Source organism: Legionella tunisiensis (assembly GCF_000308315.1).
Taxonomy (GTDB): domain Bacteria; phylum Pseudomonadota; class Gammaproteobacteria; order Legionellales; family Legionellaceae; genus Tatlockia; species Tatlockia tunisiensis.
The window spans coordinates 1-12,973 of record NZ_CALJ01000046.1 but is presented as its reverse complement, the minus strand read 5'-3'; the positions used below and the strand labels follow the sequence as shown (position 1 = coordinate 12,973).

Genomic DNA, 12,973 nt, shown 5'->3' with positions numbered 1-12,973 from the left:
AGTGTGGCCTGAGCGAACTCAAGCCACTGTGCGCAGTTCCAAACCAGGAAGTGGCTAACCTGGAGGATACCGTTACTTTATCAATGGATGCGACCTTTATCTAGTCGTTTACGAATTTTTCTTAACTTAAAAGCACGTAACAATCCCGTCGATGAATTTACATCTTCTTCATTATGTCCGTTCAGTAGTTGTACCGGGTGAGATTTACAATGTTTTCTATAGGGGTTATGGTTTTTATCATGTTTGTGGTGGAGTCCATCACCGTAGCGATTGAGCATTTTTTCCCGCATACTAGCAGCGGTGCGTTGTTGCTTTTCTGACATATTATAATTCCTTAACGTCGAGGTAAACACTGTTGGTGTAAAAATAAAAACACCTATTATAAAATATAAGCAATACGCGCTTAATATTCCAGCGCCGAATGCAGTTATAGCAATTAAAGCTTGTTTGCATCAAAAATAAGTACCTAGATTTTTAAATAATTAATAAGATCAATAAAAATTCAATTCCAGAATCAATATGATTTAGCAAAAAAGGACAAATAATGACTTAACTTTGCTGCCGACGTTGCTTATACAGCTTGATTACTTTATAATTCGCGCGTTGAAAGATGGGTGAAAATGTGAAAGATAGGCGGAGCGTGCGAGGTGTGATACGCTTAATGGGAGCTCAGCTGGCTACTAGTGTGGTAATAGCACTGGCTTTTCTGCTGACTTTCGGAACAAACGAAGCGATATCCGCGATATTAGGAGGACTGGTAGCAGTCATCCCTTCTGCCTTGTTCGCAAAAAAACTGTTTCACCACCAGGGCGCCAGAGCAGCGCGGCAAATAGTCAAAAGCTTCTATATAGGCGAAGCGTTGAAAATTTTGTCGTCAGTTATCCTGTTTACCCTGGTGTTTGTACTGTTTAAAGTAGCCCCTCTTGCGTTTTTTTCACTTACATTATGGTGTTGATGAACCATTGGTTCGCACCACTGATTTTTGCTAACAAACAAAATAGGCCAGAAAGTGACTGAAATGGTATCAAGCACTGAATATATCAAACATCATTTAACGTATCTCTCCTTCAATCTCAAAACAATGAGCTTTGGTTCGGGCGGTTTTTGGACGCTGAATCTTGATACACTGTTTTTTCTGTAGTACTAGGTATTTTTATTTTAGTGCTGCTCTATGTAGGAGCCCGCAGAGTAACGACAGGCGTACCGGGTAAGCTGCAGAATTTTGCCGAGTTAATGCTAGAGTTTGCTGATAATCAGGTTAAAGACTGTTTTCACGGAAAAAATAAATTGATTGGACCCTTGGCCCTGACAATTTTTGTTTGGGTTTTTCTGATGAATTTTATGGATATCGTTCCGGTCGATATGTTACCACTTCTAGCTCAATCAGTTGGTATCCATTATCTAAAGGTTGTGCCCACGAACGATCTTAATCTTACTTTTGCCCTGTCTTTATCAGTTTTTGCGCTTATTATTTTCTACAGCATAAAAATCAAGGGGATCAAAGGGTTTGTGAAAGAATTAACTTTACAACCTTTTAATCATCCCGCATTTATTCCCTTCAACCTGTTGTTGGAGTTAGTGGGGTTGATTGCAAAACCGATTTCGCTGGCACTGCGTCTATTCGGTAACCTATATGCTGGCGAATTGATCTTTATTCTGATAGCCTTGCTAACCTTGAATGCAACTGCATCCTCATTGGCTGGAACAGTTACTCTGGGCGCAGCGCAGTTTTTATTAGCTTTGGCCTGGTCAATATTCCACATTCTGGTGATCACGTTGCAAGCGTTTATTTTTATGGTACTGACTATCGTTTATCTAAGTCTGGCCCATGAAGACCATTAATCATTTTTAATTTAAACAATTGTCCATTAAGGGGATTTATATGCAAGCTGCAAGTTTGATAGCACAAGTTCAAGGTATGACTGTTATTGCAGTCGCCCTGTTGATAGGTTTAGGCGCTTTAGGCACCGCGATTGGTTTTGGTTTGTTGGGTGGAAAATTCCTTGAAGGTTCTGCTCGTCAACCTGAAATGGTACCTATGTTACAAGTAAAAATGTTTATTGTTGCAGGTTTACTTGATGCGGTGACGATGATTGGTGTGGGTATTGCGTTGTTCTTCACTTTCGCTAACCCCTTCCTCAGCAGTTTGGGTTCTTGATAACACTGAATAGGGGCGATTTTGCGCCCCAAATGTTACAGGAGAAATTACCTTGGATATAAATTTGACCTTGATTGTTCAAATGTTGGTTTTTGCCGCGTTTGTCTGGTTTACCATGAAATTTGTTTGGCCTCCTCTGGCTAAAGCAATGGAAGAACGCCAAGACAAAATAGCTGATGGCTTATCCTCCGCAGAGCGTGGCCGTAAGGAATTGGAACTGGCTCAACATCGTGTTCGTGATGAATTAAACAAGCGAAATCACAAGCTTCAGAAATTATTGAAAAAGCGAATCATCGCGCTGCGCAGCTGATCGAAGAAGCTAAAGAAGACGCTAAGCTGGAGGCACAAAAGCAAGCCAAGATTGCTCATGAGCAATTGCTGCAGGAGATAAATCGTGCGAAAGAGAATTTGCGTAAGCAAGTAGCTCAATTAGCAGTAGCTGGCGCCGAAAAGATTCTTATGCGTGAAATCGATAAACAGGCGAATAGCGCGTTATTGGATAACCTGATTAAAGAGATTTAACATGGCAGATACCACAACGATCGCTAGACCCTACGCAAAAGCCATTTTTGAGCATGCGCTGGCCGCTAAAAAACTTAGTCAATGGTCTGAAATACTGCAGAGTTTGGCAATGTCGGTATTGGATAATAAAGCAATGCAATTTATTACTAATCCTGCAGTAACAGAAAAACAGCAAACAGAACTATTAATGATTCCTTTTGCAAAGATTAGCAATAAAGAGGCAGCCACAATAGAAAGTCTCATAGCATTACTGGCTTATAATAAGCGCCTGATGCTATTGCCTGATATTAAAGTGTTGTTTGAGGTATTGCGTGCAGAGCAAGAAAAAACGCTGGTGGTAAAAGTTTATAGTTTTTCAGAACTTTCAACAGCTCAGCAACAGCATTTAATCAGTTCGCTTAGTCAACGGCTACAACGCCAAGTAACGCTTGATGTAAATGTTGACCAATCACTGCTGGGTGGTGCGGTTATTCAAGCTGGCGATTTAATTATTGATGGCTCGGTGCGAGGCAAATTAAGTAAGCTTATCACCGATTTAGCCGCCTAGAGAGAGGATAGATTTCATGACAGAACAAGTAGCGTTAAACCCATCTGAAATCAGTGAATTAATCAGAAAAAAGATTGAAGAATTCAATGTTGTTTCCGAGGCACGAAATGTAGGAACCATCGTTAGCCTGAAAGATGGTATTGTTCGCCTCCATGGCCTTGCCGACGTTATGCAAGGGGAAATGATTGAATTCCCTGGTGGAGTCTATGGTTTGGCATTGAACTTGGAGCGCGATTCAGTTGGTGCGGTAATCCTTGGTGATTACTCAAGCCTGTCTGAGGGCCAAAAAGGAAAATGTACTGGTCGTATTCTTGAGGTTCCGGTAGGTAAAAACCTCCTTGGACGTGTTGTCGATGCACTGGGTAACCCAATCGATGGCAAAGGACCTATTGAAGCGGCTAAGATGTCCCCCATTGAAAAAGTAGCTCCTGGTGTAATTGCTCGCCAATCAGTTGATCAGCCTGTACAAACTGGTTTGAAAGCTGTAGATGCAATGATTCCAGTCGGACGTGGCCAGCGTGAATTGATTATTGGTGACCGTCAAACTGGAAAAACAGCTATTGCTATTGATGCGATCATCAACCAGAAAGGGACTGGAGTAAAATGTATCTATGTGGCCGTTGGTCAAAAAGCCTCTTCTGTAGCGGCGATTGTGCGTAAGCTGGAAGAGCATGGCGCTATGGAGCATACCATTGTAGTCGTTGCTGGTGCTGCCGATTCTGCCGCTCTCCAATTTATAGCTCCATATGCTGGTTGTACCATGGGTGAATATTTCATGGAGCGTGGAGAAGATGCTTTAATTGTTTATGATGATTTAACCAAGCAAGCGTGGGCATACCGACAAATATCGCTGTTACTTCGTCGTCCACCTGGACGTGAAGCTTATCCTGGGGATATTTTCTACCTGCATTCACGGTTACTCGAGCGCGCAGCAAGAATCAATGAGAAAGAAGTAGAGAAATTAACGCATGGTGAAGTAAAGGGTAAAACCGGTTCACTTACTGCGTTACCAATTATTGAAACGCAAGCAGGCGACGTATCTGCGTTCGTACCCACCAACGTAATTTCCATTACAGATGGACAAATTTTCCTTGATGTAGATTTATTCAACTCGGGTGTTCGTCCTGCTATCAACTCCGGTTTATCTGTATCTCGGGTTGGTGGTGCAGCACAGACAAAAATTATGAAAAAATTGGGTGGTGGTACGCGTTTAGCACTTGCGCAATTCCGTGAGTTGGAAGCGTTTTCACAGTTTGCTTCTGACTTGGATGATGCAACACGTAAGCAATTGGAGCGTGGACAACGTATTACGGAGTTAATGAAGCAAAAGCAATATTCACCCTACTCTGTTGCTGAAATGGCTGTATCTCTCTTTGTCGTAGAGAAAGGCTACTTGGATGATGTTCCTGTTGCTGAAGTTAGCGCATTTGAAACAGCATTACACGGCTTTATGCAGGCTTCGCATGCGGAACTTTTGCACAAGATCAATGAATCTGGTGCTTATGATGGTGATATTGAATCCCAATTAAAGGCAGCTGTCGAAGACTTCAAACGCACTGGTAGCTGGTAAATTGACTAGCCATCATTGCTAAAGCAGTGATGGCTTAATTGATTACGCAGATTTTCAAAAAATCTGTTAATTAAAGGCGAAGCAAGATATGGCTGGAGCGAAAGAGATCCGTACAAAGATTGCGAGTATTAAAAACACGCAAAAAATAACTCGCGCGATGGAAATGGTTGCCGCAAGTAAAATGCGTAAAACGCAAGATAGAATGCGTGCATCCAAGCCCTATGCAAACAAAATATATAAAGTTGTTAAGCATCTGGCTCGTGCAGCATCTGAATATCGACATCCATTTATGACAGTGCGTGATATCAAGCGGATTGGTGTTATTGTCGTAACGACGGATAGAGGATTGTGTGGTGGTTTGAATGCCAATTTACTACGCGAAACAATACGTCACATGCGCCAGTGGCAGCATGAAGGGAAGGAAATTGATGTTTGTGTTATTGGTAGGAAGGGACAAGCTTTTTTCAAACGGGTTGGCGGAAATATTATTGCTTCTGTTGATCAACTGGGCGATAAACCTAGTGTAAGAGATTTGATTGGCGTGGTAAAAGTCATGCTGGACGCCTTTGACAAGGGTGAAATTGACGCGTTACATATTGCGTATAACGAATTTGTTAATACTATGACGCAAAAACCGACAATTAAACAGCTCTTACCCTTACCTAGTTCTGAAGAAGATAGTAAAGAACTTGGCCATCATTGGGATTATATTTACGAACCTGATGCCAAGGAATTATTAGACGCTTTGTTGGAGCGCTACATTGAATTGCAGGTTTATCAGGCGGTTGTGGAAAATATTGCCTGCGAGCAGGCTGCAAAAATGATTGCGATGAAAAGTGCAACTGATAATGCAGGTGAGTTAATCAAAGAATTTCAATTGGCGTATAACAAAGCTCGGCAGGCTGCTATTACTCAGGAATTGGCAGAAATTGTCGGTGGTGCGGACGCTTTATAAGAGGGCATATGATGAGTTTAGGAACTGTAGTTGAAGTTATTGGCGCGGTTGTAGACGTTGAGTTTCCCCGTGATAACGTTCCCAAAGTTAACGATGCGTTAAAACTCGTTGAAGGGGATTTGGTATTTGAGGTACAACAGCAATTAGGTGACGGCGTTGTCCGCACAATTGCCATGGGTACCACTGATGGTTTGAAACGCGGGGTCCAGGCTAAAAATACTGGCGAACCAATTCAAGTGCCTGTTGGTAAGAAAACCTTGGGCCGTATTATGGATGTTCTGGGACGTCCGGTTGATGAAGCTGGTCCTATCGATGCTGATGAGCATTGGGCCATTCATCGTCAGGCTCCAAGCTATGAAGAACAAGCTGGTAGCCAGGAGTTGTTGGAAACTGGTATTAAAGTTATCGATTTGTTATGTCCTTTTGCCAAAGGTGGGAAAGTGGGCTTATTCGGTGGTGCCGGCGTAGGTAAAACCGTTAATATGATGGAATTGATTCGTAACATCGCTATTGAGCATAGTGGTTACTCTGTATTTGCTGGTGTGGGTGAGCGTACTCGTGAAGGTAACGATTTCTATCATGAAATGAAAGACTCTAACGTTCTGGATAAAGTATCACTGGTTTATGGACAAATGAATGAGCCACCAGGAAACCGATTACGTGTAGCGTTGACTGGGTTGACCATGGCGGAAAAATTCCGTGATGAAGGCCGGGATGTTCTTTTATTCATCGATAACATTTATCGTTACACGCTTGCTGGGGTTGAAGTATCTGCATTACTTGGCCGTATGCCCTCTGCAGTAGGCTACCAACCAACACTGGCGGAGGAAATGGGTATGCTGCAAGAGCGTATTACTTCTACCAAGACGGGTTCTATTACTTCTATTCAAGCAGTCTATGTTCCTGCGGATGACTTGACAGATCCGTCACCTGCAACTACTTTCGCGCATTTGGATGCGACAGTAGTTCTGTCCCGTCAAATTGCTGAGTTGGGAATTTATCCGGCAGTAGATCCACTGGATTCAACTTCACGCCAATTGGATCCACTGATTGTTGGTCAAGAGCACTATGATACGGCTCGTCGTGTTCAACAAACGCTGCAGCGTTATAAAGAGTTGAAAGATATTATCGCTATTTTAGGTATGGATGAGTTGTCTGAAGAGGACAGGCGTGTTGTTTCTCGTGCGCGTAAAATTCAGCGTTTCCTTTCTCAGCCGTTTTTCGTTGCCGAAGTATTCACTGGTTCCCCTGGTAAGTATGTCTCTCTAAAAGATACCATTAAAGGGTTCCAAGGCATTCTTGCTGGTGAGTACGATGACTTGCCTGAACAGGCATTTTACATGGTTGGAAGCATCGAGGAAGCAGTTGCTAAAGCGAAAACCTTATGAGGCAAGTAAACATGGCAAGAACAACGCACTTGGATATCGTTAGTGCTGAGCAGGAAATTTTTTCGGGTGTCGTCGAAATGGTTGTCGCCACAGGTGAATTGGGTGAGATCGGAATTGTTCCCGGTCACGCTCCCTTGCTGACCATTCTTAAACCTGGAGAGATTCGTGTTACACGCCAAGGCGGTGCACAGGAAATTTATTATGTTTCTGGTGGTATGCTCGAAGTTCAGCCTCACTATGTAACAGTATTGGCTGATACAGTAGAGCGTGCGGAAGAAATTGATGAAGCTGCTGCGCTGGCTGCAAAAACACGTGCAGAAGAAGCAATTGCTAATAAAGGCGCGGAACTGGATTATTCAAGAGCAGCGGCAGAATTGGCTCGTGCAGTTGCACAGATACGTGCAATCCAAAAGCTACGTAAGAAAATTAAATAATTTTTCATTTAGATCTCTTGTCAGTCAGGCAAGACGCTTATGAGTCATAACAAAATTAACTTCCACGAAGTTAATTTTGTTTGGCCGAACATGATTGATCAATTAATCGCTTTAGCGCCTGATTTCCATAGAGAATTTTTATTTGTTTACCAAAAGTTATCCTTTTAATTCACAAAATTATCCACAGGGATTACTCTCTTTTTAAGAGAAAGTTACAACTGAATATTTATTAAAATCAATAAGATACGAATTAATGCCGTAAGCTCACAAAAAATTGTTAACAATTTATTCATTCGTTTAGTTCGCTCTAATTACAATTAGTTGTTAAAATAGCTTTGCCTTATTAACCCTATTTGCACTACGATGATAGTTATAAGCAAATTGAAGTATAAAATCCTAGTGTTATGAACGATGCCATAGAACGTAAACCACTTACTGAATTTACTGAAAAAGCCTATCTTGATTATTCCATGTACGTTATTCTCGATAGAGCATTACCCCATATTGCTGATGGTTTAAAACCCGTACAGCGCCGTATTGTTTATGCAATGTCTGAATTGGGCTTGAAAGCCAGCTCAAAACATAAAAAATCAGCACGCACCGTGGGGGATGTACTTGGTAAATTCCATCCTCATGGCGACTCAGCTTGTTATGAGGCAATGGTATTGATGGCACAGCCTTTCTCATATCGTTATCCCTTTGTTGATGGGCAGGGTAACTGGGGTTCTGCTGATGATCCTAAATCCTTTGCTGCAATGCGATATACTGAGGCACGTTTATCAGCATACGCCGATTTGCTTTTAGCGGAGTTGCAACAGGGAACAGTCGATTGGATTGATAATTTTGATGGGACGCTGCAAGAACCTTCGTTGTTGCCGGCCAGATTGCCCAACGTATTGCTCAATGGTGCAACAGGAATTGCTGTAGGGATGTCTGCTGATATTTTGCCCCATAATCTTACAGAAGTCGCTAACGCTTGTATTCACTTACTTGATAACCCCAACGCAGATTTGGCGGCTGTATGCAAACATATTAAAGGCCCTGATTTTCCCACTGAAGCAGAAATCATTACACCCAGCCATGTGATCCGCAATATTTATGAAACCGGTGGAGGTTCTATAAAGATGCGGGCAATTTATCGTCTGGAAAAACACGATATTGTGATTACAGCCTTACCTTACCAAGTTTCCGGAGCAAAGGTAATAGAACAGATAGCGGCCCAGATGCAGCAAAAGAAATTGCCAATGGTTGAGGATTTACGGGATGAATCTGATCACGAGCATCCAACTCGTCTTGTTATCGTGCCGAAATCAAATCGAGTGGATGTCGAAGGATTAATGTCACATTTGTTTGCTACGACCGATTTGGAACGTAGTTATCGCATTAATTTCAATATGATCGGTTTGGATGGTAAGCCGCGAGTTAAAGGGTTACTAACCATTTTACAAGAATGGTTAACTTATCGTCTGACAACCGTAAAAAGACGTCTGCAATTCCGTTTGGATAAAGTACTTGAGCGTATTCATATACTGGAAGGTCTGCTAATAGCCTATCTAAATATTGATGAGGTCATAGCCATTATTCGAGAACATGACAATCCCAAACAAGAGCTAATTGCACGATTTAATTTGAGCGAAAGACAGGCGGAAGCTATTCTGGAGATGAAATTACGACATCTCGCCAAACTGGAAGAAATTAAATTACGTGCGGAATTAGAGGATTTGAAAAATGAACGTGATTCCTTGCAGACCATTTTAGCCAATGAAAAACGGTTGAAGGCTTTGGTGAAAGAAGAAATTACTGCTGATCGTAATCAATTTGGGGATGCCAGACGAGCGCCATTGGTTGAACGCCAAGATTCTCAAGCGTTGAAAGAAGAGGATATTCTTCCTAATGAACCCATTACCGTGGTGCTTTCGCAAAAGGGATGGATTCGAGCTGCGAAAGGGTATGACATTGATGGTCGTGAATTAAGTTATAAGGCTGGCGATGCATTCAAAGCTCAAGCGAATGCTCGATCTAACCAGCAGGTTGTGTTTTTTGATAGTGAAGGCAAGGTTTATACCTTGCCCGGGCATGTTTTACCTTCTGCACGTGGTCAAGGAGAACCCTTAACTGGTAGGTTAAATCCCAGTGACGGCATACATTTTGAAGCGCTTATTAGTGGCGAAGCAGAGGATTGGGTATTATTGGCTAGTGATGCTGGGTATGGTTTTGTTACGCAACTGAAAGAGCTCTATGTTAAAAACCGTAACGGTAAAGCCTGTATTAAATTGCCTGAAAACAGTCGAGTATTACCGCCACGTTTATTTGTAGCAAAAGAATCGCAATTTATTGCCTGCGTTACCAATGCAGGACGTTTACTTGTGTTTTCAGCGAGTGAGTTACCGGAGCTCTCTAGAGGCAAAGGCAATAAATTAATTAATATCTCTTCTGCCAAGGCACAGCAACGTGAAGAGTTTGTCATCGATCTACAAATATTATCTGTCGATGATTCCTTAACGGTGTATGCAGGTAAGCGCCATTTTACTTTGAAAGCAACTGATCTTGGTCATTACCAAGGCGAACGAGGTCGTCGTGGCAATCGATTGCCACGCGGATTGCAAAATGTAACTGCCATGCAGGTATTTGGCACTACTACTGGCGTATAAGCCACTATGCAATTATCTGCTCGCACGCTACATTTTATTTTAAATTGCTGGCCGCCATTTTGGGGGGCTGGGATCAAAGTAGAGAAAATTTCTAAGGATTTTTCTTTTGCACAAGTCTCTCTGGCTTTCCGTTGGTACAATAAAAATTACATGCGTACTCAATTTGGCGGAAGTTTGTATTCAATGACTGATCCTTTTTTTGCTCTCCTTTTGATCCACCGCCTAGGACCTGATTACGTCGTATGGGATAAAGAAGGAGAAATTAACTATATCAAGCCGGGAAAAGGCCGCGTTTATGCGGATTTCACGCTTAATAATGAACAGTTGGATGCCATAAAGCAGGCTCTGAATGAGAATAATGGTAAAACACTACCAGTTTTCCATACTCAGATCTATGATGAAAGTCAGCAGACCATTGCGACGGTCAAAAAAACGCTTTATGTGAAGCGTATTCAGAAAAATAAGGTTGATTGAAAGAACCTTTTTTAGATTGCTTTTTGTAATAAGACAGTCAAAGCGCTCTTAAGTTCAGTATCTAAATCAGTTATTGGTAGGGTAGCAAGTGCAGCATGGCGATAGAGCTCATCCGCGAAGCAATTGTCTAAGGCCTTTAAATGTCTGTTAATGGTATTTAGATCTCCACGGGCTAAGGGACCGGTAAGTGCCTTTTTTATCGCGGTTGCCTGTTGCACATTATTAAGGCTACTTGCCATCAAATTCACAATCATTTGTTGGGCTAGTTTGGCCTCAATACCTGCTTCTTGCAGTAAATCATTGGCAGTTGCTGCCAAGGTGACCAAATAATTAGAGGCAATAACTGCGGCAGCATGATATATCGTCTTGCCACCAGCTTTAATTGGGATAATCCTTGCCCCTAGTTTTGTGAATAATGAGGTGAGGAGTTCTACTGCGAGTTGATCACCTTCAATGACACAATCGCAATGAGTAAAGGCATGTTGATCAAGATTTGCTTTACTAAATGCTTTTAGTGGATGGATGCTGGCAATATGACAGCCACGGGTTTTTAGCGGCATTAATTCAGCGGAACTCAAAACACCGCTACAGTGCACAACAAAGCAATCTACTGGTACTTGTTCCTTTAATTGCAGAGCAATTGACGGAATAAGATCATCTGGTGTAGTAATAAACGTTAAATTTACTTTAGGTAGTTCAGTTAAAGAGGCCACAGGAAAACCTGAGCCTATTTGCTGGACTGCTTGTTCAGCACTGCCGAAACTGGTGTTGCAGACTGCGGCAAGTTGAGCCAAACCCGAATTAACCAGGGCTAAAGCAATATTTTTCCTAAACGGCCGGCACCAATAATATTAAACTGCATAACAAAGTTTTCTCACTAATCAAATCCATTTCTATTTATTGTCAAAGAAACAGTTAAGATGAGGGTTCTTTACTCTTTTTGCAAGTAATGATGCTCATGCTGATGAGATGAGGAGACGAATTTAGTCTGTCTTTACAACTGTTGTAATGCGCTACTGAGTCCCGCGCATAAAGTGTGGGACGTAGGTCCAAAGAAAGAAAAAAGAAATATAATTTTATTTTTTAATAAGTTATATAGGATTCATCCTCGCAAAAAATACTGCTAGCCCGTTAAGTGGCTACTATTTTTAATACTTAGAGACAGTAAAGTTACGAATATCATTGTTAAAAGAGTAATTAAAGCTATTGGCCTATAAATTTCCATATGACTTGAGACACTGAAAGGCTCCAGTATTTATATCAAACGTTGGATCCCATAAATTGCAACGGCCTCCATCCAAAAAATTGACTAAAAAATACCAGTAGGTTTTTATTCCATAACGTTCTTTTCCATGCAGCAAGACCGCAATAAAAATAGAAAAGACGAGTACGATGGGTACAATATCCCAAGCCAGTGGAGAATGCCAAAACACAGAGGTAACGGTAAGAATAAGATAAATAACAATAAATGCCCATCTTATCGGATTAAAGCCTTCCATGGAGTTTTGTTTGACCATAAAGAATGAATAATCCTGGCTTAAGCTTAGCTGTTTACTTTGATTTCCAACACTTATCTTATAGGACTGAGCTTAAGATAGGAATCGTCGTATTTATTGTATTGGCTGGCGGTAAACGATTTCTAAAAGCAAATTTTATTATCAAAATGAAGACCAATTTTAAGTTAAAATTTTAAATTGATTGTAAATGTAATAATCTAATTTATTGCTAATTGATCTTTAAATTACTTGATTATCCTTAAAGAGAAATTTTATCTCATAAGGATTTTTTATGAGGCAAAAATACGGCTTAACAAGCCCATTAAATCGTCAAATTAATTTACGATGGATCATTGTTGTCATTAATAATACTATTGAACTCCATCTCTATTTCTGCTTAATATGAATATTCCTCTGGAATCGGACTCTAAGGAATGCACCAATGCCCCTGCCAGTGAAGGCGTTACGTTATAATCAGTTGAAATTGTTAGGAGCCACAACGCCCTCAGGCCATGCGGTTTCAGAAGTTGAATTTGTTGATGTTGATGGCCAAACAAAGTCTGGTTTTTTAAACCGTTAGATAGTACCTATCCAGCCTTGCTTGCCAAGTACTCTGTTGCTATCAGTGTGGCTCTTCGTCTTGCACTTGGCGATCGTGCTGCAGAAGATCGTCTTGTCTTTGATGATGAAGGCAAAATTGTAGGCTCAATATCTATTAATTTATCGAACTTTAAGCCTCTGCTTTGTTCGCTGGAAACAATTCCTTCTGATCAACAAA

The 12,973-nt window shown here is 41.3% G+C and carries 14 protein-coding genes and 2 pseudogenes; 13 read left to right on the top strand and 3 right to left on the bottom strand.

Going from position 1 to position 12,973, the window contains the following annotated elements:
* Window positions 1-80 precede the first annotated feature (80 nt).
* Complete coding sequence (locus tag BN58_RS03365; protein ID WP_019215648.1) at window positions 81-323, bottom strand: hypothetical protein; 243 nt, start codon at window positions 321-323, stop codon at window positions 81-83.
* A gap of 287 nt (window positions 324-610) precedes the next feature.
* Between BN58_RS03365 and BN58_RS21710 the strand changes: the two genes are divergently transcribed.
* The 11 genes and pseudogenes from BN58_RS21710 to BN58_RS03305 all read left to right on the top strand — a co-directional run bounded on the left by BN58_RS21710 (window position 611) and on the right by BN58_RS03305 (window position 10,699).
* Window positions 611-955 (top strand): ATP synthase subunit I, encoded by a 345-nt coding sequence (locus BN58_RS21710; RefSeq protein ID WP_332247922.1) that lies wholly within the window; start codon window positions 611-613, stop codon window positions 953-955.
* Window positions 956-1,018: 63 nt separating this feature from the next.
* Window positions 1,019-1,842 (top strand): annotated as a pseudogene (gene atpB, locus BN58_RS03355) (F0F1 ATP synthase subunit A).
* 40 nt (window positions 1,843-1,882) lie between these two features.
* A complete protein-coding gene (atpE, locus tag BN58_RS03350) occupies window positions 1,883-2,158 on the top strand; it encodes a F0F1 ATP synthase subunit C (protein ID WP_019215645.1) in 276 nt (91 codons plus the stop codon).
* Window positions 2,159-2,210: 52 nt separating this feature from the next.
* A pseudogene (locus tag BN58_RS21705) lies at window positions 2,211-2,680 on the top strand (F0F1 ATP synthase subunit B).
* A gap of 1 nt (window position 2,681) precedes the next feature.
* On the top strand, window positions 2,682-3,227 hold the full coding sequence (locus BN58_RS03340) for a F0F1 ATP synthase subunit delta (protein ID WP_019215644.1): 546 nt from the start codon (window positions 2,682-2,684) through the stop codon (window positions 3,225-3,227).
* A 16-nt stretch (window positions 3,228-3,243) separates the two neighbouring features.
* Window positions 3,244-4,797: a F0F1 ATP synthase subunit alpha gene (atpA, locus tag BN58_RS03335; protein ID WP_019215643.1), complete on the top strand. Its 1,554-nt coding sequence runs from the start codon at window positions 3,244-3,246 to the stop codon at window positions 4,795-4,797.
* A gap of 88 nt (window positions 4,798-4,885) precedes the next feature.
* Window positions 4,886-5,752 (top strand): F0F1 ATP synthase subunit gamma, encoded by an 867-nt coding sequence (atpG, locus tag BN58_RS03330; RefSeq protein ID WP_019215642.1) that lies wholly within the window; start codon window positions 4,886-4,888, stop codon window positions 5,750-5,752.
* A gap of 11 nt (window positions 5,753-5,763) precedes the next feature.
* Window positions 5,764-7,140, top strand: coding sequence for a F0F1 ATP synthase subunit beta (gene atpD / locus BN58_RS03325; protein WP_026069217.1), 1,377 nt, complete (start codon window positions 5,764-5,766; stop codon window positions 7,138-7,140).
* An 11-nt stretch (window positions 7,141-7,151) separates the two neighbouring features.
* The gene (locus BN58_RS03320; protein WP_026069216.1) at window positions 7,152-7,574 is read left to right on the top strand and encodes a F0F1 ATP synthase subunit epsilon; all 423 of its coding nucleotides are present in this window, start codon (window positions 7,152-7,154) and stop codon (window positions 7,572-7,574) included.
* Window positions 7,575-7,978: 404 nt separating this feature from the next.
* The gene (parC, locus tag BN58_RS03310) at window positions 7,979-10,225 is read left to right on the top strand and encodes a DNA topoisomerase IV subunit A (protein WP_019215639.1); all 2,247 of its coding nucleotides are present in this window, start codon (window positions 7,979-7,981) and stop codon (window positions 10,223-10,225) included.
* A 6-nt stretch (window positions 10,226-10,231) separates the two neighbouring features.
* Entirely contained in the window at window positions 10,232-10,699 is a 468-nt protein-coding gene (locus BN58_RS03305) for a DUF4442 domain-containing protein (RefSeq protein WP_019215638.1), read from the top strand.
* An 11-nt stretch (window positions 10,700-10,710) separates the two neighbouring features.
* Here the strand turns inward: BN58_RS03305 and BN58_RS21700 are convergent, their stop codons facing one another.
* Window positions 10,711-11,493 carry a Rossmann-like and DUF2520 domain-containing protein gene (locus tag BN58_RS21700; protein WP_019215637.1) on the bottom strand — a complete coding sequence of 261 codons (783 nt, stop codon included), beginning with the start codon at window positions 11,491-11,493 and terminating at the stop codon, window positions 10,711-10,713.
* 417 nt (window positions 11,494-11,910) lie between these two features.
* The gene (locus BN58_RS03295; protein WP_019215636.1) at window positions 11,911-12,216 is read right to left on the bottom strand and encodes a hypothetical protein; all 306 of its coding nucleotides are present in this window, start codon (window positions 12,214-12,216) and stop codon (window positions 11,911-11,913) included.
* Window positions 12,217-12,637: 421 nt separating this feature from the next.
* On the opposite strand from BN58_RS03295, the gene BN58_RS30470 reads away from it, so the two are divergent.
* Together BN58_RS30470 and BN58_RS21695 are read left to right on the top strand one after the other, a co-directional pair.
* On the top strand, window positions 12,638-12,775 hold the full coding sequence (locus BN58_RS30470) for a hypothetical protein (RefSeq protein ID WP_019215634.1): 138 nt from the start codon (window positions 12,638-12,640) through the stop codon (window positions 12,773-12,775).
* Window positions 12,776-12,792: 17 nt separating this feature from the next.
* Window positions 12,793-12,973 (top strand): hypothetical protein (locus BN58_RS21695; RefSeq protein WP_040916096.1); only part of this gene is annotated, 181 nt, incomplete at its 3' end.

What these genes read in the sequence shown, in the direction of transcription:
- BN58_RS03365 (WP_019215648.1), bottom strand. Translation starts at nt 323, where the DNA reads ATGTCAGAAAAGCAACAACGCACCGCTGCTAGTATGCGGGAAAAAATG.
- BN58_RS21710 (WP_332247922.1), top strand. Translation starts at nt 611, where the DNA reads ATGGGTGAAAATGTGAAAGATAGGCGGAGCGTGCGAGGTGTGATACGC.
- atpE (WP_019215645.1), top strand. Translation starts at nt 1,883, where the DNA reads ATGCAAGCTGCAAGTTTGATAGCACAAGTTCAAGGTATGACTGTTATT.
- BN58_RS03340 (WP_019215644.1), top strand. Translation starts at nt 2,682, where the DNA reads ATGGCAGATACCACAACGATCGCTAGACCCTACGCAAAAGCCATTTTT.
- atpA (WP_019215643.1), top strand. Translation starts at nt 3,244, where the DNA reads ATGACAGAACAAGTAGCGTTAAACCCATCTGAAATCAGTGAATTAATC.
- atpG (WP_019215642.1), top strand. Translation starts at nt 4,886, where the DNA reads ATGGCTGGAGCGAAAGAGATCCGTACAAAGATTGCGAGTATTAAAAAC.
- atpD (WP_026069217.1), top strand. Translation starts at nt 5,764, where the DNA reads ATGAGTTTAGGAACTGTAGTTGAAGTTATTGGCGCGGTTGTAGACGTT.
- BN58_RS03320 (WP_026069216.1), top strand. Translation starts at nt 7,152, where the DNA reads ATGGCAAGAACAACGCACTTGGATATCGTTAGTGCTGAGCAGGAAATT.
- parC (WP_019215639.1), top strand. Translation starts at nt 7,979, where the DNA reads ATGAACGATGCCATAGAACGTAAACCACTTACTGAATTTACTGAAAAA.
- BN58_RS03305 (WP_019215638.1), top strand. Translation starts at nt 10,232, where the DNA reads ATGCAATTATCTGCTCGCACGCTACATTTTATTTTAAATTGCTGGCCG.
- BN58_RS03295 (WP_019215636.1), bottom strand. Translation starts at nt 12,216, where the DNA reads ATGGTCAAACAAAACTCCATGGAAGGCTTTAATCCGATAAGATGGGCA.
- BN58_RS30470 (WP_019215634.1), top strand. Translation starts at nt 12,638, where the DNA reads ATGCCCCTGCCAGTGAAGGCGTTACGTTATAATCAGTTGAAATTGTTA.